Consider the following 20,003-nt stretch of genomic DNA (forward strand, 5'->3'; position numbering starts at 1 on the left):
ATTATTTTTTGTTTATTGTAACGTCAAAAATACCATTTAAAAATAAAATGTATGCCTTTAGTTACACCTTTATCTGCCGACCATGATTTAGAAACCAAGGAATTAGCAACATTCTTTAATGAAACCCTTGGGTTTTGCCCAAATTCGGTGCTTACCATGCAACGTCGCCCTGCCATCAGTAAAGCCTTTATTAATTTGAATAAAGCGGTTATGGCCAATGAAGGGCGTGTTACCTCCGCTTTAAAACGTATGATCGCCTGGGTGTCCAGTAACTCAACCGGTTGCAGGTATTGTCAGGCCCATGCCATCAGAGCGGCTGAACGTTATGGTGCGGAACAGGAGCAATTGAATAATATCTGGGAGTACAGAACGCACCCGGCTTTTAGTGAAGCCGAACGTGCAGCATTGGATTTTAGTTTGGCAGCTTCTCAAATTCCTAATGCGGTTGATGAGCACATTAAAAAGCGCTTGTACGACCATTGGGATGAAGGTGAGATTGTGGAAATGTTAGGTGTTATTTCTTTATTTGGATACTTAAACCGTTGGAACGATTCTATGGGAACTTCTATTGAAGATGGCGCCGTTGAAAGTGGGGAACAGTATTTAGGGAAGCATGGTTGGAATAAGGGAAAGCATCTTTAGATTTATGAATTACGATTGACGATTTTAGATTGTCATTGCGAACGAAGTGAAGCAATCTATATAATATTATGGAACTATGTTGACGAGATTACTTCAGTCGTTCCTCCTTCGTAATGACGACCGTTATATTAATTCTTTAATTCTTCTTCTTAACACCGGCAGTACCTCCACCTCAAACCAGGGATTTTTAGTCAACCAAAATCTATTTCTGGGGGATGGATGTGGTAATGGTAAATACTTTGGCAAGTACTCATTATAATTCCTTACGGTTTCCGTTAAGGTTTTCTTCGCTTGTTTTCCCAAATAGTAGTTTTGAGAGTACATCCCAATTAGAATCACTAACTCCACTTTTTTCAGTTCATCAAATAAAAGGGCATGCCACTGAGGGGCACATTCAGGTCTTGGGGGTAAATCACCCGATTTTCCTTTTCCGGGATAACAAAATCCCATAGGGATAATAGCAAATTTAGTATCATCATAAAAGTCTTCATCCGAAACATCTAACCACTTACGCAATTGTTTCCCACTGGCATCATCCCAGGGTATTCCCGAGGCATGCACTTTGGTTCCCGGAGCCTGTCCAATGATAACAATTTTAGCATTCGGATGTCCTGATACCACCGGCCTGGGCCCCAATGGTAAATGGTCCTTACAAATGGTACATTGTTTTATTTCAGATAAAAGTGACTTCACACTTATAAAGATATAATGTCATTCTGACACTGAGCACAGTTGAAGTGGAAGAATCTATTTTTTGAGATTCTTCACTACGTTCAGAATGACAGGCTATTTTTTATTTAAAGGATCTGCTTCAAAAGACAAGCCTTCAAAACCGATTTTTATAAAATTTCTAATATTCTGATGTCCTTTACCATGAGGGTCCTTTAATACGTCATCAAAATAATGCTGCCCAAAACAAGCCAGGGTTTCCTCTTTTGTAAAACCTTGCTTTTTTGCAAAGGCAAATAGCTTACAGGACCCCGAATTCTGCCCTTTAGCATTTTCTAAACTGCCATTTTTAAATGCCACTGGTGTAAATTCATAATTAGACTCAATGACTTCCATGGTTTCGGAAAACACAATGGATTTTGGATCATTTTTAAGCTTGTTTTTAAATATGTCTAAGGTCATTTCCTTTTATTTTAATAAGCAAACCACTCCGGTTTTAAATAATAACTCACACTATAAATGCCTACCAATGCCCACACAATAACCACTACCCAGTACAGTTTCGGACTTTCGGCTTTTGAAATAGGTTCCAACATATGGGTGTATCCCGACTTAATATCTGATAACACCCAGGCAGCAAAAAAGATACCCCAGACCCAATACCAGTTGGTAAATATACTTAGTGCTATTAAAAGCAACCCAATGCCGGCTTTCCACTTAAATGTGTTTTCTTTCACAGGTTTAAATTAATGTTCGTTTCAATTTATAAAGACATTATTTTCTCCCACCAACCACAATAACAATCTCGCCCTTAGGAGGTTTATTAGTGTAAAAGTTCAATACCTCTTTAGCGGTTCCCCTAACAGTTTCTTCGTACAACTTGGTAAGTTCTCTGGATACGGAAACCGGTCGGTCTTCACCAAAGTATTCACAAAAATGCCCAAGCGTTTTTACCAGTTTATGCGGACTTTCATAAAAGATCATCGTACGGGTTTCTTCTGCTAATAACAGTAACCTGGTTTGACGGCCTTTTTTAACAGGCAGAAAGCCTTCAAATACAAACTTATCATTTGGTAATCCGGAGTTTACCAAAGCCGGTACAAATGCTGTTGCTCCTGGTAAACATTCTATCTCAATGTTATTTTCTATACAGGCACGTGACAGCAAAAATCCTGGGTCTGAAATAGCCGGTGTTCCGGCATCACTTATTAAAGCCATAGTGGTTCCTGTTTTTAGCTTTTGAATAAGACTATCAACCGTTTTGTGCTCATTATGCATATGGTGTGATTGCATGGGTGTTGCAATTTCAAAATGCTTGAGTAATTTTCCTGAGGTGCGGGTGTCTTCGGCAAGAATTAAATCGGCTTCTTTTAAAACGTCTATAGCTCTTAATGTAATATCTTTTAAATGGCCTATAGGTGTGGGGACTATGTAAAGTTTACTCATGTATCAATTGGAGAAATTAGCCTATATCCATGTGGATTCCCGCTTTCGCGGGAATGACAGTTTCAAAGGAAACCTTCGATTTGTCATCGAGGAGTTCTTTTTCAATTAAACTTAGCTTCTATAATTTCAATGAATCGTTCTTCAAACTCTTCTTTACCAACCCAATCCTTGTAATCCGGTTTTACAATATCTGTGATAAAACGCTTGGCATCAGACAGCGACGCCGAGGTGTTTATTTGAGATATTACCCGGTCATAATCTTCCGGTTTACCATCAAATAAATGCTTAATAAAAGCCAGTTTATCATTAAGTCCAATGTTGAGTCCGCCACCTTTTAGTTTATCATTTAATGATTTTTTATCTTCTGCTTCTCCGTTACTTTTAGAAACGGGCTCAAAAACAGGCATGTCTTTAAAACCTGCGGTGATTTCATCTAAATCGGCTTTTTTTGCAATGCGCTCCGGAATGGCTTCTTCAAAAACAGCATCTATTTCCTGTGCTTCCTGAGGCATTTGCGCTACCATATCTTTAATGGTCTCCATAAGCGGCTCAGAGATGGCTTCTTCTTCAACATCATCAAGATTGATGTAAATTTTATCTTCAACCTCAATATTATCGCTCACTTTATTATTAAAAGCCGTATCTAACATCCCAAAAAATGAAGAATCACTACCAATGGTTGGTATGGCATCTTCAAAATTTTCATGAGCAAATTTTAAGACCGTAAGTTTTTCATAAAGTGCCGTGACCTCGGCATGCATTTTAAGCACATCTTCCTTACCTTTCAGTTTAAGAATTCTGTGGGCTATACTAACCAATTCAGATTCCAGCTTCTTTTTCATCAATTCAAAATTTTTATTGTTTAAATGAAGGAAATAAAAATTTCTTCATTTTTGTAATCACTTCGTTTTCTCTTAAAAAATGTTATTACATAAAGTATAAATTTAGTAATTACACTTTTCAATTTCATTTCATAACTTTTAAATTTAATCTAATTTAGGTTTTTGATTTTTAAAAAATTTACGCCACCTTTATACAAACGAAAAATTGCTTTGTTTTAGTGTTAAAATTACGAAATGTTTCTTGAAAATACGGTAAATCATAAAGAACAATTTGGTTGGATTGAAGTAATTTGCGGATCGATGTTTTCTGGTAAAACCGAAGAATTGATCCGTAGGCTTAAACGTGCGCAATTTGCAAGACAAAAAGTTGAGATTTTCAAACCTGCCATTGATATACGTTATGATGAAGATATGGTAGTATCACATGACGAAAATCAAATCCGCTCTACACCCGTTCCTGCTGCGGCTAATATTCCTATTTTAGCAGATAATTGTGATGTTGTTGGTATTGATGAGGCTCAGTTTTTTGATGATGAAATTGTCAGGGTTTGTAATGACTTAGCCAACAAAGGCATTAGGGTTATTGTAGCTGGTTTGGATATGGATTTTAAAGGAAATCCGTTCGGACCCATGCCTAACCTTATGGCTACTGCCGAATATGTTACCAAAGTACATGCTGTCTGTACACGTACGGGCAATTTAGCTCAGTACAGTTACAGAAAGGCCAAAAACGAAAACCTGGTGCTTTTAGGGGAAATTGATGAATACGAACCTTTAAGCAGAGCTGCTTTTTATAAAGCCATGATGCGTGACAAAGTAAGGAATATGAAAGTTAATGACGCCCAGGAAGTCACTTCAAAATCTAAAGACCGGAATGCCTAAAGCGCAAGAAACTGTACTTGAAATAGATTTAAAAGCGCTTAAACACAACTTTGAGCATTTAAAATCAAAACTAAAAGACACTACCAAATTTTTAGCGGTTGTTAAAGCCTTTGGTTACGGCAGTGATGCTGTTGAAATTGCCCGTTACCTGCAAGACTTAGGTGCTGACTATTTTGCTGTGGCTTACGCCAACGAAGGCGTGACATTGCGGGAAGCAGGTGTAACCGCTCCCATTATAGTGTTGCATCCATTACCTGCCAATTTTAAAACCATTATTGAAAACTGCCTGGAACCCAACTTATATAATGCCAAGGTTTTAAATGAATTTATTGAAACCGCTTCAACCGAAAATCAAACGGATTATCCGGTTCATATTAAGTTCAATACTGGTTTAAACCGACTTGGGTTTTGGGAAAACGATGTGGATTATATTATTTCAAAATTAAAAAGCACGGATAGCATAAAAGTAACTTCTATATTCTCACATTTGGCTGCCAGTGAAGATTTAAACGAAAAAAACTTCACACAAAACCAAATTGAAACGTTTAAAAGCATTGCAGAAAACTTTATAAAGGCTATTGGCTATCAGCCTATGCAACATACCTGTAATACATCGGGTATTTTAAATTACCCCGAAGCCCATTTGGATATGGTTAGAAGCGGTATCGGGCTGTACGGCTTTGGTAATTCTGAAATTGAAAATCAGAACCTAAGACCCATAGCAAGTTTAAAAACCATTATCTCGCAGATCCACAGGATTGAAAAAGGGGAATCTGTAGGTTATAACAGAGCATTTAAAAGTAAGGGGGGTCTAAAAACAGCCACCTTACCCATTGGACACGCCGACGGCATTGGAAGACAATATGGTAACGGCAAAGGTTTTGTAATGATCAACGGAAGTCAAGCCCCAATCATTGGCAATGTGTGTATGGATATGATCATGGTCAATGTTACCGATATCGACTGTAAAGAAGGGGATGAAGTTATTATCTTTGATGCGCATACTACGGCAGAACATTTAGCCGAAACCACGGGCACCATTTCTTATGAGTTGATTACAGGAATATCGCAAAGAGTTAAACGTATCTTTTTACGATAGTGTGACTTTTTCTTATTTTAGTGTCTCACTAACTATAAAATTAAAATTATGCTTAAAGAGTTTAAAGAGTTTGCAATGAAGGGCAACCTGGTAGACATTGCAGTTGGTTTCGTTATGGGTGCTGCTTTTAAACAAGTAGTAACATCATTTACCGGAGGTATTGTATCTCCGTTAATCGGATTAATCTTCAAAGCCGATTTCAAAGATGTAAAATGGGTCATCAAAGAAGGAGTAGCTAATGCCGAAGGTGCCGTTGAAGGTGAAGTAGCCGTACTTATTGGTGAATTTGCAACTAATGTAATCGATTTTATTATCGTTGCGTTCGTCATGTTTATGATTGTAAAAGGTATCAACAAAATGAAGAAGAAAGAAGAACTGGCTCCGGAAGCTCCGGCAGGACCCAGCCAGGAAGAATTACTTGCTGAAATTAGGGACCTATTAAAGAAATAACTATTTGTTAAATAAATAACAACCTGTTATTTGTTGTTAAAAAGACCTCATTTTCAAAAATTTGAGGTCTTTTTTTTGGTTTAAACATCTAATTAATGCCTAATTTTGTGCGCTCAAAGTTTAATTGTAAAACAAAAAAACAAATGAAAGTAGCTGTAGTTGGTGCCACTGGAATGGTTGGCGAAGTGATGCTAAGAGTTCTTGCAGAACGTAATTTTCCGATAACTGAATTAATCCCTGTAGCGTCTGAGCGCTCTGTTGGAAAAACTATTACCTATAAAGGAAATGATTATACCGTTGTTGGTTTGGAAACAGCTGTTTCTATGAAACCGGACATTGCTTTGTTCTCTGCAGGTGGCGGCACCTCATTGGAATGGGCTCCCAAATTTGCCGAAGCCGGTACTACTGTTGTAGACAATTCTTCTGCCTGGAGAATGGACCCGACTAAAAAATTAGTGGTTCCTGAGATTAATGCCGATGTTTTAACAAAAAAAGATAAAATTATTGCCAACCCAAACTGTTCAACCATTCAATTGGTAATGGCTTTAAATCCGCTTCATAAAAAATATAACATGAAACGTGTGGTGGTATCTACTTACCAATCGGTTTCCGGTACCGGTGTTAAAGCCGTACAACAATTAGAAAACGAGATTGCCGGTGTTGAAGGGGAGATGGCTTATCCGTATCCCATTGGTAGAAACGCCTTGCCACATTGCGATGTGTTTTTAGAAAATGGCTATACTAAAGAGGAAATGAAATTAGCCAGAGAGCCACAAAAAATTATGGATGACAGGACGTTCTCTGTGTCTGCTACGGCTGTAAGAATTCCTACTGCCGGTGGCCATTCAGAATCCGTAAATGTTGAGTTTGAAAATGATTTTGATTTATCTGATGTTCGTCAATTACTAAGTGAAACGCCTGGAGTTGTAGTTCAGGATAACACCGATACCAACACCTACCCTATGCCAATTTACGCGCATGAAAAAGACGAGGTTTTTGTTGGTAGGATAAGAAGAGACGAAACACAACCAAACACATTAAATATGTGGATTGTGGCCGACAACCTTCGTAAAGGTGCGGCTACTAACACCATTCAAATTGCGGAATACTTAGTTGAAAATAATTTAGTGTAAAATTGTTCGAATACTATATGTTTAAAAGCTTCAATGTAGTTCTTACCTTGAAGCTTTTTTAGTTTTAAAAATCAATGCATTCAAAATATTGGTTGAGAACGGTAAAAAAAACAGAATGAGTATCCATACAGATACTGTATTTATAGTAAACAGGTATTTCCAGTTAAAATCAAACAAGTACCTAATTATAACGTCAAAAAAGAAAAGGAATAAATAAAATCCCGGTGAATAAAGAAGAATATCCTTTATAGCATTAAAGTTCAATACTTCCGTGTCATTTTTAGTATATGCTATCATCGTTTTTTCTTCATTCAAGCCTTCTTTAAAAATTATCTGACCGTCAAAATTTAAAAACTTAATTACTTTTCGAAACCGTACCAGACTTCCGGTTTTATAGCTTACCACTAAATCTTCTTTAGGCCAGTTTAAAAATCCTATTAAAATAATGGCTAAAGATTCTAAAAAATGCCCAAACCTAATGGTCGTAATTGTAAATAATAGGGTATGGAATACAATAATAAACCAAACGGCAAATGTTCTATAGCGTTTGAATAATAGCAATATCGCTATTAATAGTTCGGTTCCAATCGCCATCACAGATAAAAACTTAGCGAACACTTTATCCGGAAAAAAGGGTGACATAACAGTATAAAACACATTACCTCTGGCATTGAGCAACCAATTATGCATAAAAGCACCGGACCACCAATCCGGATCTAATATTTTATTCAAAGATGCTCCAAAATAAATAACGGCTAACTGTAGAATAAGGAAATAAGGGGGTTGTGTTCTGTGTGTTAATCCGGCAAGGAAAAGCGCACAACCACAAACAAAAACATGATTATAATAGTTTGGAATAGACGCAACCTGGCTTAAAATGACGATACATCCTAATACAAAACTTGCTGTTCGCACCCAATAATTAAAGAATAATGCCACTGTTGCCGAGATAAATAATACTCTGACACTAACCTTAAAAACTCCCGGGACTGTATTAAAGACATCCAGCCATGGTATAAAAGGGATAAACGGGTCAATAAGCTTATCAAAAAAGCCTTGATAAATTAACATCAAGGTCAAAAGCTTACACATTAATAAAATATTGGGCTGCATTGCCGTACCTTCAAATTTGAAAGGGCGCCTTAAAAATGTCATCTATTATTCAGTTTTTTTACCAACGTGTTGATATTGCCATACGTCTTCAGGATGTCCATTTATAGAGTATACCACCTTAACGTCTACATCATCATGCCTGCCATAAGTAGATTCATAACGTTCGATCAACAAAAAAACATTATAAATAGAGCGCTGTTCCCATCCTTTCATCTTATAATTATATCTTTCCTCTAACTGCTTAGAGTCATAAAATGTGTTATTAATCGTGGCTGTAGCTTCAAAACTATTGTGTATATCATAAGGGGCCCAGCAAAAAAAGCGTACAGGTGTAAAACGGGCATAAGAAATAAGTCCGACTTGGGTTATGATAAATAAGAGGCTTAATAAAAAACGAAGTTTCATTTTATTTTTAAAAAAGTGTAATAATAAAACTTCTGAGAGAAAATACATAAAAAAATGGATGAATGGTCTAAGAAATAGAACAACTTCATAATTGAAGAAGCTATATCAGTTTAAACTAAATGCTTTATTTTTGATAAAATAAAAACATCAATCAAATGCAAAAAGTAATAATTATTGTATTATGCCTCTCCGTATTTATGGCATGCAAAAAAGAACCCTCAAAAAAAAATGTTATTGTTGTGAACTATCCTGAAACCAAAACTGTAGACACTATAGATACTTATTTTGGTGTTAATGTAAAAGACCCTTACCGCTGGCTTGAAGATGACATGAGTGACGAAACGGCTGGCTGGGTAAAATCTCAAAATAAAACTACTTACGGTTATCTGGATAACATTCCATTTAGAGAAGCATTAAAAGAACGCCTTTCTACCTTATGGAATTATGAAAAAATAGGGGCGCCCTATAAAGAAGGGAACTATACCTATTATTCTAAAAATGACGGCTTACAGAATCAAAGTGTCATTTACAGAACAGATAAAACTGGTAAAGAAGAAGTATTTTTAGACCCTAATACGTTCTCTGAGGACGGCACTATCTCATTAGGCGGTGCCAGTTTTTCAAAAGATGGAAGTATTCTGGCTTACTCCATTTCGGAAGGTGGTAGTGATTGGCGAAAGATTATTGTAATGAATGCCGAAACCAAAGAAATTATTGAGGACACGCTTATTGACGTAAAATTCAGTCAAATTTCCTGGTATAAAAACGAAGGCTTCTATTATTCCAGCTACGATAAACCTAAAGGCAGTGAACTTTCTGCAAAAACAGATCAGCACAAAGTGTACTATCACAAATTAGGCACACCACAAAAAGAGGATGCTTTAATTTTTGGCGGCACTCCCGAAGAAAAACACCGTTACATTTACGCTACAGTCACTGAAGATAATAAGTATTTAGTCATTACGCCACGTATTTCTACAACCGGTAATAAACTTTTTATAAAAGATCTATCTGCTGAAAACAGTCCGTTAATTACGGTTTTAGATCATACGGACAGCAATACGTTTGTAATAGATAATGACGGAAGCACTTTGTATTTGGTAACTAATTTAAATGCGCCCAATAAAAGGCTTGTAAAAGTAGATGTTTCCAATCCTACTTCCGAAAACTGGGTTGATGTGATTCCCGAAACCGAAAATGTGCTGTTAGTTTCAACATCAGGAAACTATTTTATTGCAGAATACATGGTTGATGCCATTTCTAAAGTAATCCAGTATGACTATAATGGAAATTTAATCAGGGACATAAAACTTCCGGGGGTTGGAAATGCCGGAGGTTTTGGTAGCAAGAAAGAAGAAACCATCGATTATTTCAGCTTTACCAATTACAATACACCCACAAGTATCTATACACTTGATTTAGAAACCGGTGAAACCAAGTTACACTGGAAACCATCCATAGAATTCAATAGCGACGACTTTGAAAGTCACCAGGTATTCTATACTTCAAAAGATGGCACCAAAGTACCTATGATTATTACTCATAAAAAAGGGCTGGAACTAAATGGTAAAAACCCGACCATTCTTTACGGTTATGGTGGTTTTAATATTAGTTTAAATCCAAACTTTAGTATTGCTATGGCTGTATGGATGGAACAAGGTGGTATTTACGCCGTTCCTAATTTACGTGGAGGAGGTGAATACGGTAGAAAATGGCACGATGCCGGAATTAAAACTAATAAGCAAAACGTGTTTGATGACTTTATTTCGGCCGGGGAATATTTAATTGAAAACAAATATACTTCTTCAGAATATTTAGCCATCCGCGGTGGTTCCAATGGTGGGCTTTTAGTAGGTGCTACAATGACTCAGCGTCCGGATTTAGCTAAAGTAGCCTTGCCTGCTGTAGGTGTTTTAGACATGTTGCGTTATCACACGTTTACTGCCGGAGCCGGTTGGGCTTATGACTACGGTACAGCAGAAGATAATAAGGAAATGTTTGATTACCTTAAAGGGTATTCACCTGTACACAATATAAAAGAAGGCGTAGAATATCCGGCAACTTTAGTTACTACCGGCGATCATGACGACCGTGTGGTACCTGCTCATAGTTTTAAATTTGCTGCCGAATTACAAAGTAAACAATCCGGTAATAACCCTACGTTAATTAGAATTGAAACTGATGCCGGTCATGGTGCCGGAACACCTGTGAGTAAAACCATAGAGCAGTATGCTGACATTTTTGGGTTTACACTTTACAACATGGGGTATGAGGTTTTGCCAAGTAAAACAAAAGAGGCATTAAAGGGATAAACTCCCGTAAGCGTATTTTATAAAAGCTCTCTAAAAAGTAAATGGAAATGTCAAATTGAGCTTGTCGAAATATATTAAATGATGGATAATCCGGATCGTTTTCGACAGGCTCAAACTGACAACATAATTCGGGTTGACTTTTTAGATAGCTTCTTTTTTATACTATTTTTGCTGCTTTAAAAGTACATGCTCGAAGTAAAAAACATATTGTTTAGCTATAACAAAGCACCTGTTTTAAAGAACATAAGCTTTTCTGTCAATACAGGAGATCATTTATCGATCATTGGTGAAAGTGGTTCGGGAAAAAGTACGTTATTAAAGCTGCTGTATGGGGAATTTGATTTAAACGAAGGCGCTATTTTTTGGAACGGTACTCAAATTCTTGGTCCCGCCTATAATTTAGTTGTCGGTTATGACTTCATGAAATACGTAGCCCAGGAATTTGATTTGATGCCTTATACCACCGTTGCCGAAAACATTGGTAATTTCCTCTCTAATTTTTATCCCGAAGAAAAACAAGCGCGTATTAATGAGCTATTGGAAGTTGTAGAACTCACACATTTAGCAAAAACCAAAGTTAAGCTATTAAGTGGCGGACAGAAGCAACGCGTCGCCTTAGCCAGGGCCATAGCAAAACAACCTGAAATTATTCTATTGGATGAGCCGTTTAGCCATATTGATAATTTTAAAAAGCAATCTTTAAGACGCAGCCTTTTCAAATACCTGAAAGAGAAGCATATCACCTGTATTGTAGCCACCCATGATAAAGATGATGCTATATCGTATGCAGATAACATGATCGTACTTCACGACAATGAAATTATTGCTAATAATACACCACAGCAATTATTTGATAATCCGAAAACACCGCTCATAGCGTCTTTTTTTGGTGAATTTAACACTATTGAACCTTATGGTATTGTTTATGCCCATCAAATTAAAGTTGTAGAAAAGTCAAACTTAAAAGCTACCGTCAAACGCGCTTACTACAAAGGGCATTATTATTTAATTGAAGCTGATTTAAAAGGTGAAACTGTATTTTTTGAGCATGACTCTGAGTTAGAAGAGGAGGTGCAAGTTTCTTTGTCTGTCACAAAATAATTTATGCAATCTTCTGAATTACAAATGCCTGATTCCTAAAATTAATGGTGTCTCCCATAGTCTTACCAAGTAACAATTGCCCAATGGGTGTGCCCGGTGAAATAGCATAAAACGTTTCGTTTTCAACCTTCAGTTCTCCAGCACTAATGGCCATGAAATAATTCAATTCAGACGTATAAACTACACTCCCTAAACTCACAATATCTGGTGTTTTAGCAACATTTATTTTAGCAAGTATTGCTTTTAGTCTTTGAGTTTCGGCCAATTGGTGCCCTGCTTTTTCCCGTTCCAGGTGTAACATGGCTCTGCCTGTTTCGTGTTTATCCCCGGCTGTACTTTTAGTTTCGGTAGTCAATGCTTCCTGTATTCCATTAAGAGTATTTTGAACAGTTTGTAACCTGTTTTCAATAAACAAAATACACTGATTATATAATTCTTTTTTAATGTTCATGGAATGACAAAACTAAACTAAATCTGCCAACTGCTTTCCTATTAAGCTACCTATGGCAATACCCATGCCACCAAGTCGGACACCACAATATACATTGCTACTTAACTGTTTTACAATGGCCTCTTTTTTGTTACCTATTCCCATAATGCCGCTCCAACTGCAGTCAATTTCAAAAGCTGTATCAGGTAAAATAATGGTTTTTAAAATAGCCTGTAACTTGTTTTGAATTAATGATGTTTGGCCAAATTCCGAAGTGGTTTCTCCTTTAAAGTCAAGGTTTCTGCCACCGCCTAATAATATTCTGTCATCAATATTTCTGAAATAATAGTAGCCCTTATCTAAATGAAACGTGCCATTAATATGCAGATCCTTTATTGGTTTTGTTATAATTACCTGGGCTCTGGCCGGTTCTACTTTTTCATTAATTAACTGTGACGCAAACCCATTGGTAGCCACAAGTAATTTGGATGACGAAAACTCGAATTGATCGGTCTTTATTTTTACCGAATTATTATCCTCTGAAAACCCTTCAACTGAAACACTGTTGAGTATTTTCACCCCTTTATTTAATGCCAAATGTGTTAGCGAATCCATCATGTTTCCGGTATCTATTTGCCCTTCAAAAGGATTGTAAACATATTGCTCCCGGATATTCTTGAATTTAAAAGTGTTACTTTTTAAAGTAAAAACATCTACATTAAAAATAGGCTTTAACAGCTTATTTATGTGTTCCTTTTGAGAAATACATTGGTCAAATAAATCATCCTCTTTAAAAAATAATTCATAGCCTCCATGTTGCTGAAAGCCAATATTAGAATCTCCTAAAATACTTCTCAAAAGTTGTAGGCCATCAACGCGTTTCTTTACAAGGTTTACAACGTATTCTTCGGAATGGGTTTGTAAGTCATCAAGTATTTCGCTTAAGCTTCCAAAACAAGCGAATCCCGCATTTTTTGTACTGGCCCCTTGTGGCAATGTGCCTTTTTCCAATATTAAAATAGTGGCTTGAGGGTACTTTTCTTTTAGCTGTAAGGCACAGGTAAGCCCCACGATACCACTACCAACTATGGTAAAGTCCACATTAGTAAGCCAGTTTTTTATTTCCCAGTACGACAGGTTCATGTTACTAATGTACTGGTTTTTTGACTTAAAAACCCTTCTTACATCAAACAAAGTTTGATGCCACCTTCCCTTAAACAAGAGAAGGAACTACTAGTTATTTAGTATTAAATATATACGGTATTGGTAGTATAAAAAAAACTCCGAAATTGCTTTCGGAGTCTTGATTTATTCATCTTCTGAAATTTCTTTTATTTTGAAATCTTCCATGAATTTAGTGGTATAATTACCTGCTAAATAATCCGGATGCTCCATGAGTTGCCTGTGGAACGGAATGGTAGTTTTTATCCCTTCTATAACAAACTCTTCTAAAGCCCGTTTCATCTTGTTTATAGCTTCTTCCCTGGTTTGCGCAGTTGTAATCAACTTAGCAATCATAGAATCGTAATTTGGGGGAATGGAATAACCCGCATATACATGCGTATCTAACCTAACCCCGTGACCACCCGGCGCATGAAGCGTTGTAATTTTACCCGGTGAAGGCCTGAAGTCGTTAAACGGGTCTTCAGCATTAATTCTACATTCTATAGAGTGTAAGTTAGGCATATAATGCTTACCGGAAATTGGTACGCCTGCAGCAACTAATATTTGTTCACGTATCAGATCGAAATCAATCACTTGTTCTGTGATTGGGTGCTCAACCTGAATACGTGTATTCATTTCCATGAAATAAAAGTTTCTGTGCTTATCAACCAGGAACTCCACAGTCCCTGCACCTTCATATTTAATATACTCTGCCGCACGTACTGCAGCCAGACCCATTTTTTCACGAAGCTCGTCCGTCATAAATGGAGAAGGCACTTCCTCTGTTAATTTTTGATGACGACGCTGAACGGAACAGTCTCTTTCTGATAAGTGACATGCTTTTCCTGAAGAATCACCCACGATCTGAATCTCGATATGCCTTGGTTCTTCAATGAGTTTTTCCATGTACATATCGTCATTACCGAATGCCGCTTTACTTTCTTGTCTAGCGGAATCCCAGGCATCTTTAAGGTCTTCTTTTTTGAAAACTCCACGCATGCCTTTACCTCCTCCACCTGCTGATGCTTTAAGCATTACAGGATAGCCTACTTCTTCAGCAAGTTTTTCACACTCTTCATAAGACTCGATAATACCTTCACTTCCCGGAACACATGGTACGCCTGCAGCTTTCATGGTAGCTTTGGCATTCGCCTTGTCCCCCATTTTGTCAATCATTTCAGCCGAAGCTCCAATGAATTTGATACCGTGTTCTGAACAAATTTTTGAGAATTTAGCATTCTCTGATAAGAAACCGTATCCGGGATGAATAGCATCTGCATTAGTGATTTCTGCAGCGGCTATGATATTAGACATTTTAAGGTAAGACTCACTACTGGGTGCAGGCCCTATACAAACCGCTTCATCTGCAAACTTAACGTGTAAGCTTTCTTCATCTACCTTAGAATAAACCGCCACGGTTTTAATGCCCATTTCTTTACAGGTTCTAATAACACGTAGTGCTATTTCACCTCTGTTGGCTACTAATATTTTTTTAAACATAACTGTTTTTTTAAAAATTCAATTTCCAAGCACCAAATTCCAATAATTGGGGGGTTGGATTTGTAGATTGGAATTTTTAATAGGTTATGAAGGATCTACTAAAAATAATGGTTGATCAAACTCTACAGGAGAAGCATCATCAACCAAAATCTTAACTACTTTACCGGAAACCTCAGATTCTATTTCATTAAACAGCTTCATGGCTTCAATGATACATAGTACATCACCCTCAGCAATGGTTTGGCCTACCTCAACAAATAAGGGTTTGTCCGGTGATGGTTTTCTGTAGAAAGTACCAATAATTGGCGATTTTATTGTAATATATTTTGACTCATCTGTAGCAGGAGTCGCAGGTTCCTTTGCTGCAGGTGCTGCCGGTGTAGCTGCTTCAACTACCGGAGCAGGTGAAATTTGCTGAGCTATTTGCGGAGCAGGAACTTGTTGCACGATGGTTGTTTCGGTATCCGATCCTGTCTTTATGGTGATTTTTACGTCATCCATCTCCAATTTAACCTCACTTGCGCCGGACTTGGCAACAAACCTGATTAAGTTTTGAATCTCTTTAATATCCATAATGTTACTAATTAGTTAATGGTTAGTTATCTTAATTAATTATATGCCCATTTTAAATAAATGGCTCCCCAATTAAATCCGCCACCAAAAGCAGCAAATATTATGTTATCTCCTTTTTTGAGTTGTGATTCGTAGTCGTGTAATAATAACGGTAAAGTGGCAGACGTAGTATTGCCATACTTCTGAATGTTCATCATGACCTTTTCAGGCTCCAAACCCATTCTTTCTGCAGTGGCGTCAATGATACGTTTATTAGCCTGATGCGCCGTTAACCATGCTATGTCTTCCTTGGTTAAACCATTGCGCTCCATAACTTTCATGGTAGCATCGGCCATATTAAATACGGCATTTTTAAATACGCTTCTTCCTTCCTGGTAAGCATATTGCCCGCCTTCGTCAATGGCCTCATGGGTTATTGGATGCAAAGACCCGCCATAAGTTGCCTGCAAAAACTCTCTTCCGGTGCCATCGCTTCTTAAATACTCATCCTGCAATCCCAACCCTTCATTGTTTGGTTCAAATAATACGGCACCGCCACCATCTCCAAAAATAATGCAGGTAGCTCTGTCTTTATAATTAATTAAAGACGACATTTTATCGGCACCGATCAATAGTACTTTTTTATATTTCCCTGATTCGATAAATCCTGCTGCCACAGACATCCCGTATAAAAAGCTTGAACAAGCGGCATCCATATCAAAAGAAAAGGCATTTACGGCACCTATTTCAGAAGCAGTAAAAGCAGCCGTTGATGCTGCCTTCATATCCGGGGTAGCCGTAGCTACAATAACCAATTCTATGTCTTTAGGATCTAGCCCTTTTTTATTAATTAAGTCCTGAGCCGCTTTAATAGCAAGATAAGAAGTGCCTTTGCCTTCTCCTTTAAGAATTCTTCGTTCTTTTATTCCTGTTCGGGTAGTAATCCATTCGTCATTTGTATCAACCATAGTTTCAAGAATTTGATTGGTTAATACATAGTCCGGCACATAGGCACCCACAGCTGTAATTGCCGCTGAGATTTTACTCATAAACTTGTAGTTAAATTGACTAAAAAATCATTAAATTTTAACAAAAACACACAAAATTTGGTGAAAACTACTAAATTTTGGCGTAATAACACACAAATAATTTGTTTTTGTATTTAAAAGTGTGTCGTAAAAAAAAACGCTCACAAGTGAGCGTTTTACATAGTACACGCATATAATTTATGCTGCGTTTTCTTCTTCAGAGTTATCAATTAAAACCTGACCTCTGTAATATAATTTTCCTTCATGCCAGTGAGCTCTATGGTATAAGTGAGCTTCTCCTGTTGTTGGGCAAGTAGCAATCTGTGGCACAGATGCTTTATAATGAGTTCTTCTCTTATCTCTTCTGGTTTTAGAGATTTTTCTCTTAGGATGTGCCATGTTCTATATTATTTATTATCCGTTAATAATTTTTTTAATGTATTCCAGCGAGGATCTATGTCCTCTTCTTTGTCTTTATCTTCTTCACTAAGCTTTGGGCTTAGTTCTTCTAATTTTTCAAGTATATCAGAATTTAATGTCCCGTCTTCTACACCGGGATGCACTCTTTTAATGGGCACCGCCAGAACAATTAACTCGTAAATATATTGTTGTAAGCTGATTTCATAAGTACCGTGAGGCACCATTAAAATATCAACATGCTCATCATTGTACTCATCTCCAAACTTAACCACTAACTCAAACGCATTGTCTATGGTTTGGTCGTATGGTTCGTTGGTTAGGTCACAATTAATATTTACAAATCCTGACGCTTTGAAACGCAACTCCAGCAATGTTGATTTTTTCTCCAATTCAACATCAACAGCCACGCTAACGTTATTAAACTCCTTATACTCAAAATGTTCAAAGAACGCCTGTTCAATTTTATACTCAAAATGATGCTTTCCTATTTTTAATCCTACAAACTGGATTATAAAGTCTTTCAATGGCTTCATGATCACATCTATTTTGAGCCTGCAAATATATGAATTTTTATATTATGCAACATGACTTATAAACATTTTTTTGTTTATATCTATCTATGCATCTTTTTTAGCGGATTTGATGTAAGTTGCTCATAATCAAATCTGTTTCTGTAAATCTGAATGGCGGCAAAAACCGCTTCTTTAAATGAGCCGGCATCCGCTTCGCCTTTTCCTGCTATTTCATAAGCTGTTCCATGATCCGGAGAGGTTCTTATTTTGTTCAATCCTGCAGTAAAATTAACCCCCTGACCAAAAGAAAGTGTTTTAAAAGGAATCAGCCCCTGATCATGATAAGTGGCTACTACGGCGTCAAAATTTTTGTAATTGTTCGAGCCAAAAAAGCTATCGGCAGCATAAGGTCCGAAAACCAATTTACCGTCTTCTTTTAACTTTTTTAGAGTTGGACGTAAAACCTCATCGTCTTCTTTTCCTATAACGCCATTATCGCCCGTATGAGGATTAATTCCTAAAACAGCAATTTTTGGCTTGGCTATTCTAAAATCTTTTTGAAGTGATGTATAGATCGTATTGATCTTTTCTACGATCAAATCTTCAGAAATATGCTCGACTATATCCTTAACCGGTACATGATCTGTTAATAAACCAACCCTTAAATTACCTGTTATCATAAACATAAGGCTGTCACCTTCCAGCTCCTGTGCTAAATAATCGGTATGTCCGGGAAACTTAAACTCATCCGACTGGATATTGTATTTGTTTATTGGTGCCGTTACCAAAACATCAATATGATGATCCTTTAAGGCCCTGGTAGCTGCTTTCAGGGATTTAATGGCATATTCACCAATCTTTATATCTTCCTTTCCAAAATCAATTTTTACCGGTTCATTCCAACAATTAAACACATTGACTTTTCCATGAGCCAATTGGTTTATATTATTAATATTATGAAAGTTAATACCCGATTTAAAATGGCTTTTAAAAAAGTTCATCGTTTTGGCTGAAGCAAAAACCACCGGGGTACAAAAATCTAAAACCCTGGCATCTTCAAAGGTTTTTAATACTATTTCGCCTCCAATACCATTCAAATCTCCAATGGATATCCCAACTATTATATTTTCTGCTTTCTTCATTAAAAATGACACCTTTTGTTCGTAATTTTCTTCAGTAACCTCTATGTTAGTCCATATATTTTTTCATTTAGCTTTTGCTAATATTTAAATGAAAAAATTCACGTACTTTTGGAGATGCAAATTTAACCAAATAAACAGATAATACTATGTTTACCGGAATTATTGAAGATATTGGTATGATCTCAAATTTAAAAGCTGAAAATTCTAATCTTCATATCACTGTAAAAAGTCATATTACTTCAGAATTAAAAATAGACCAAAGTGTGGCTCATAATGGTGTTTGTTTAACAGTTGTTGACATCCATGATGATGAATATACGGTTACTGCCATAAAAGAAACACTTGATAAATCTAATCTGGGGCAACTGAAATTAAATGATAAGGTAAACCTGGAACGTGCTATGAAACTGGGTGACAGACTTGACGGGCATATCGTTCAGGGACATGTTGATCAAACCGGAATTTGCACAAACATTAAAGAGGAAAACGGCAGTTGGTTTTTTACGTTTGAATATGACGCTTCATTGAATAACCTTACCATAGAAAAGGGTTCTATCACGGTAAACGGAACCAGTTTAACCGTTGTAGACTCTGAAAAGAATAGTTTTAGTGTGGCTATTATACCATACACTTATGAGCATACGAACTTCAATGCGTTTAAAAAAGGTACTGTAGTAAATTTAGAGTTTGATGTATTAGGGAAGTATGTTACAAAATTGGTAACGATGAATTTAGCCGGTCAATAATTATTTATCTGTATTATTCTGAATCAGAATTTTTCTTGCACCGTAGCATAATGCGAAAATAGCCCCTAAAATAACACCTCCATCAATAGGAAAACCAACCGGTGGCGGAGGTCCTGGTACTGGGGGTTCCTGGGCAACACATACAAAACTTATTAATACAAATAAGATTGAGGCAAATATTCTTCTATTTTGTATCGTCATTTGGTCACAAATGTATGAAAAAATGTGAGTTGAAAAAACTATCCTAAGTTTTTTTCATTAAAAAACATCTACAAACTGCATAAAATCACCGATGAAAAGCAAGTTTCGTGATTGTTTTTCTTTACATAGAAAAACGTGTTTTTTATCTAAAAATTATAGCTAACCTGGAAAAGCAACAACCGTCTTTTACTTTTTATTGCAAATATATATAATT

Annotated in this window: 24 protein-coding genes; 8 read left to right on the forward strand and 16 right to left on the reverse strand. The window is 36.7% G+C overall.

All coding sequences use genetic code 11. The features are described from left to right. Positions 1-51: 51 nt before the first annotated feature. On the forward strand, positions 52-642 hold the full coding sequence (locus Q0983_RS07620; RefSeq protein ID WP_299550885.1) for a carboxymuconolactone decarboxylase family protein: 591 nt from the start codon (positions 52-54) through the stop codon (positions 640-642). Between the two features lie 123 nt (positions 643-765). Here Q0983_RS07620 and Q0983_RS07625 read toward each other — a convergent pair whose 3' ends face one another. The 5 genes from Q0983_RS07625 to Q0983_RS07645 all read right to left on the reverse strand — a co-directional run bounded on the left by Q0983_RS07625 (position 766) and on the right by Q0983_RS07645 (position 3,599). Further along, positions 766-1,335, reverse strand: a complete 570-nt coding sequence (locus Q0983_RS07625; RefSeq protein ID WP_299550888.1) for a uracil-DNA glycosylase family protein — start codon at positions 1,333-1,335, stop codon at positions 766-768. Between the two features lie 93 nt (positions 1,336-1,428). Then, a complete protein-coding gene (locus Q0983_RS07630) occupies positions 1,429-1,773 on the reverse strand; it encodes a HopJ type III effector protein (RefSeq protein ID WP_299550890.1) in 345 nt (114 codons plus the stop codon). Between the two features lie 11 nt (positions 1,774-1,784). Further along, a complete protein-coding gene (locus tag Q0983_RS07635; RefSeq protein WP_299550892.1) occupies positions 1,785-2,048 on the reverse strand; it encodes a hypothetical protein in 264 nt (87 codons plus the stop codon). Between the two features lie 37 nt (positions 2,049-2,085). Beyond that, complete coding sequence (gene rsmI / locus Q0983_RS07640) at positions 2,086-2,757, reverse strand: 16S rRNA (cytidine(1402)-2'-O)-methyltransferase (protein WP_299550895.1); 672 nt, start codon at positions 2,755-2,757, stop codon at positions 2,086-2,088. Positions 2,758-2,858: 101 nt separating this feature from the next. Continuing rightward, on the reverse strand, positions 2,859-3,599 hold the full coding sequence (locus Q0983_RS07645; protein WP_299550896.1) for a hypothetical protein: 741 nt from the start codon (positions 3,597-3,599) through the stop codon (positions 2,859-2,861). A gap of 234 nt (positions 3,600-3,833) precedes the next feature. Here Q0983_RS07645 and Q0983_RS07650 point away from each other — a divergent pair, with 234 nt between their 5' ends. From Q0983_RS07650 to Q0983_RS07665, 4 genes are all read left to right on the forward strand, one after another. Continuing rightward, entirely contained in the window at positions 3,834-4,481 is a 648-nt protein-coding gene (locus Q0983_RS07650) for a thymidine kinase (protein ID WP_299550899.1), read from the forward strand. After that, a complete protein-coding gene (gene alr, locus Q0983_RS07655) occupies positions 4,474-5,580 on the forward strand; it encodes an alanine racemase (RefSeq protein WP_299550902.1) in 1,107 nt (368 codons plus the stop codon). The genes Q0983_RS07650 and alr overlap by 8 nt, the downstream gene beginning before the upstream one ends. Before the next feature lie 48 nt (positions 5,581-5,628). Next, positions 5,629-6,030: a large conductance mechanosensitive channel protein MscL gene (gene mscL / locus Q0983_RS07660; protein ID WP_299550905.1), complete on the forward strand. Its 402-nt coding sequence runs from the start codon at positions 5,629-5,631 to the stop codon at positions 6,028-6,030. Positions 6,031-6,173: 143 nt separating this feature from the next. Continuing rightward, positions 6,174-7,163, forward strand: coding sequence for an aspartate-semialdehyde dehydrogenase (locus tag Q0983_RS07665; protein WP_299550908.1), 990 nt, complete (start codon positions 6,174-6,176; stop codon positions 7,161-7,163). 42 nt (positions 7,164-7,205) lie between these two features. On the opposite strand, the gene Q0983_RS07670 is transcribed toward Q0983_RS07665, so the two are convergent. Both Q0983_RS07670 and Q0983_RS07675 read right to left on the reverse strand, forming a co-directional pair. After that, positions 7,206-8,318, reverse strand: coding sequence for an HTTM domain-containing protein (locus Q0983_RS07670; protein ID WP_299550911.1), 1,113 nt, complete (start codon positions 8,316-8,318; stop codon positions 7,206-7,208). 3 nt (positions 8,319-8,321) lie between these two features. Continuing rightward, entirely contained in the window at positions 8,322-8,681 is a 360-nt protein-coding gene (locus Q0983_RS07675; RefSeq protein WP_299550914.1) for a hypothetical protein, read from the reverse strand. Positions 8,682-8,836: 155 nt separating this feature from the next. Between Q0983_RS07675 and Q0983_RS07680 the strand changes: the two genes are divergently transcribed. Together Q0983_RS07680 and Q0983_RS07685 are read left to right on the forward strand one after the other, a co-directional pair. Then, positions 8,837-10,993, forward strand: a complete 2,157-nt coding sequence (locus Q0983_RS07680) for a prolyl oligopeptidase family serine peptidase (RefSeq protein ID WP_299550916.1) — start codon at positions 8,837-8,839, stop codon at positions 10,991-10,993. Positions 10,994-11,179: 186 nt separating this feature from the next. Then, a complete protein-coding gene (locus Q0983_RS07685; protein WP_299550919.1) occupies positions 11,180-12,094 on the forward strand; it encodes an ABC transporter ATP-binding protein in 915 nt (304 codons plus the stop codon). Between the two features lies 1 nt (position 12,095). Here Q0983_RS07685 and Q0983_RS07690 read toward each other — a convergent pair whose 3' ends face one another. The 8 genes from Q0983_RS07690 to pdxA all read right to left on the reverse strand — a co-directional run bounded on the left by Q0983_RS07690 (position 12,096) and on the right by pdxA (position 18,842). Further along, positions 12,096-12,545 (reverse strand): 3-oxoacyl-ACP synthase, encoded by a 450-nt coding sequence (locus Q0983_RS07690; protein ID WP_299550922.1) that lies wholly within the window; start codon positions 12,543-12,545, stop codon positions 12,096-12,098. A 12-nt stretch (positions 12,546-12,557) separates the two neighbouring features. Next, positions 12,558-13,667, reverse strand: a complete 1,110-nt coding sequence (locus Q0983_RS07695; protein ID WP_299550924.1) for an FAD-dependent oxidoreductase — start codon at positions 13,665-13,667, stop codon at positions 12,558-12,560. 165 nt (positions 13,668-13,832) lie between these two features. Further along, positions 13,833-15,188: an acetyl-CoA carboxylase biotin carboxylase subunit gene (gene accC, locus Q0983_RS07700; RefSeq protein WP_299550927.1), complete on the reverse strand. Its 1,356-nt coding sequence runs from the start codon at positions 15,186-15,188 to the stop codon at positions 13,833-13,835. An 84-nt stretch (positions 15,189-15,272) separates the two neighbouring features. After that, the gene (gene accB, locus Q0983_RS07705; RefSeq protein ID WP_299550930.1) at positions 15,273-15,761 is read right to left on the reverse strand and encodes an acetyl-CoA carboxylase biotin carboxyl carrier protein; all 489 of its coding nucleotides are present in this window, start codon (positions 15,759-15,761) and stop codon (positions 15,273-15,275) included. A 35-nt stretch (positions 15,762-15,796) separates the two neighbouring features. After that, positions 15,797-16,789: a beta-ketoacyl-ACP synthase III gene (locus Q0983_RS07710; RefSeq protein WP_299550933.1), complete on the reverse strand. Its 993-nt coding sequence runs from the start codon at positions 16,787-16,789 to the stop codon at positions 15,797-15,799. A gap of 177 nt (positions 16,790-16,966) precedes the next feature. Further along, positions 16,967-17,167, reverse strand: coding sequence for a 50S ribosomal protein L32 (gene rpmF, locus Q0983_RS07715; protein WP_299550937.1), 201 nt, complete (start codon positions 17,165-17,167; stop codon positions 16,967-16,969). 8 nt (positions 17,168-17,175) lie between these two features. After that, the gene (locus tag Q0983_RS07720) at positions 17,176-17,721 is read right to left on the reverse strand and encodes a DUF177 domain-containing protein (RefSeq protein ID WP_299550940.1); all 546 of its coding nucleotides are present in this window, start codon (positions 17,719-17,721) and stop codon (positions 17,176-17,178) included. Positions 17,722-17,801: 80 nt separating this feature from the next. Beyond that, complete coding sequence (gene pdxA, locus Q0983_RS07725) at positions 17,802-18,842, reverse strand: 4-hydroxythreonine-4-phosphate dehydrogenase PdxA (protein WP_299550943.1); 1,041 nt, start codon at positions 18,840-18,842, stop codon at positions 17,802-17,804. A 146-nt stretch (positions 18,843-18,988) separates the two neighbouring features. On the opposite strand from pdxA, the gene Q0983_RS07730 reads away from it, so the two are divergent. Beyond that, positions 18,989-19,588, forward strand: a complete 600-nt coding sequence (locus Q0983_RS07730) for a riboflavin synthase (protein WP_299550946.1) — start codon at positions 18,989-18,991, stop codon at positions 19,586-19,588. Here Q0983_RS07730 and Q0983_RS07735 read toward each other — a convergent pair whose 3' ends face one another. Further along, the gene (locus Q0983_RS07735; RefSeq protein ID WP_299550949.1) at positions 19,589-19,789 is read right to left on the reverse strand and encodes a hypothetical protein; all 201 of its coding nucleotides are present in this window, start codon (positions 19,787-19,789) and stop codon (positions 19,589-19,591) included. Positions 19,790-20,003 lie beyond the last annotated feature (214 nt).

Source organism: Seonamhaeicola sp. (genome assembly GCF_028281565.1).
GTDB lineage: Bacteria > Bacteroidota > Bacteroidia > Flavobacteriales > Flavobacteriaceae > Seonamhaeicola.

Excerpts from the sequence above, each read along its gene's own strand:
- Q0983_RS07620 (WP_299550885.1), top strand. The coding sequence starts at position 52 with ATGCCTTTAGTTACACCTTTATCTGCCGACCATGATTTAGAAACCAAG.
- Q0983_RS07630 (WP_299550890.1), bottom strand. The coding sequence starts at position 1,773 with ATGACCTTAGACATATTTAAAAACAAGCTTAAAAATGATCCAAAATCC.
- rsmI (WP_299550895.1), bottom strand. The coding sequence starts at position 2,757 with ATGAGTAAACTTTACATAGTCCCCACACCTATAGGCCATTTAAAAGAT.
- Q0983_RS07645 (WP_299550896.1), bottom strand. The coding sequence starts at position 3,599 with ATGAAAAAGAAGCTGGAATCTGAATTGGTTAGTATAGCCCACAGAATT.
- Q0983_RS07650 (WP_299550899.1), top strand. The coding sequence starts at position 3,834 with ATGTTTCTTGAAAATACGGTAAATCATAAAGAACAATTTGGTTGGATT.
- alr (WP_299550902.1), top strand. The coding sequence starts at position 4,474 with ATGCCTAAAGCGCAAGAAACTGTACTTGAAATAGATTTAAAAGCGCTT.
- mscL (WP_299550905.1), top strand. The coding sequence starts at position 5,629 with ATGCTTAAAGAGTTTAAAGAGTTTGCAATGAAGGGCAACCTGGTAGAC.
- Q0983_RS07665 (WP_299550908.1), top strand. The coding sequence starts at position 6,174 with ATGAAAGTAGCTGTAGTTGGTGCCACTGGAATGGTTGGCGAAGTGATG.
- Q0983_RS07670 (WP_299550911.1), bottom strand. The coding sequence starts at position 8,318 with ATGACATTTTTAAGGCGCCCTTTCAAATTTGAAGGTACGGCAATGCAG.
- Q0983_RS07675 (WP_299550914.1), bottom strand. The coding sequence starts at position 8,681 with ATGAAACTTCGTTTTTTATTAAGCCTCTTATTTATCATAACCCAAGTC.
- Q0983_RS07680 (WP_299550916.1), top strand. The coding sequence starts at position 8,837 with ATGCAAAAAGTAATAATTATTGTATTATGCCTCTCCGTATTTATGGCA.
- Q0983_RS07685 (WP_299550919.1), top strand. The coding sequence starts at position 11,180 with ATGCTCGAAGTAAAAAACATATTGTTTAGCTATAACAAAGCACCTGTT.
- Q0983_RS07690 (WP_299550922.1), bottom strand. The coding sequence starts at position 12,545 with ATGAACATTAAAAAAGAATTATATAATCAGTGTATTTTGTTTATTGAA.
- Q0983_RS07695 (WP_299550924.1), bottom strand. The coding sequence starts at position 13,667 with ATGAACCTGTCGTACTGGGAAATAAAAAACTGGCTTACTAATGTGGAC.
- accC (WP_299550927.1), bottom strand. The coding sequence starts at position 15,188 with ATGTTTAAAAAAATATTAGTAGCCAACAGAGGTGAAATAGCACTACGT.
- accB (WP_299550930.1), bottom strand. The coding sequence starts at position 15,761 with ATGGATATTAAAGAGATTCAAAACTTAATCAGGTTTGTTGCCAAGTCC.
- Q0983_RS07710 (WP_299550933.1), bottom strand. The coding sequence starts at position 16,789 with ATGAGTAAAATCTCAGCGGCAATTACAGCTGTGGGTGCCTATGTGCCG.
- rpmF (WP_299550937.1), bottom strand. The coding sequence starts at position 17,167 with ATGGCACATCCTAAGAGAAAAATCTCTAAAACCAGAAGAGATAAGAGA.
- Q0983_RS07720 (WP_299550940.1), bottom strand. The coding sequence starts at position 17,721 with ATGAAGCCATTGAAAGACTTTATAATCCAGTTTGTAGGATTAAAAATA.
- pdxA (WP_299550943.1), bottom strand. The coding sequence starts at position 18,842 with ATGAAGAAAGCAGAAAATATAATAGTTGGGATATCCATTGGAGATTTG.
- Q0983_RS07730 (WP_299550946.1), top strand. The coding sequence starts at position 18,989 with ATGTTTACCGGAATTATTGAAGATATTGGTATGATCTCAAATTTAAAA.
- Q0983_RS07735 (WP_299550949.1), bottom strand. The coding sequence starts at position 19,789 with ATGACGATACAAAATAGAAGAATATTTGCCTCAATCTTATTTGTATTA.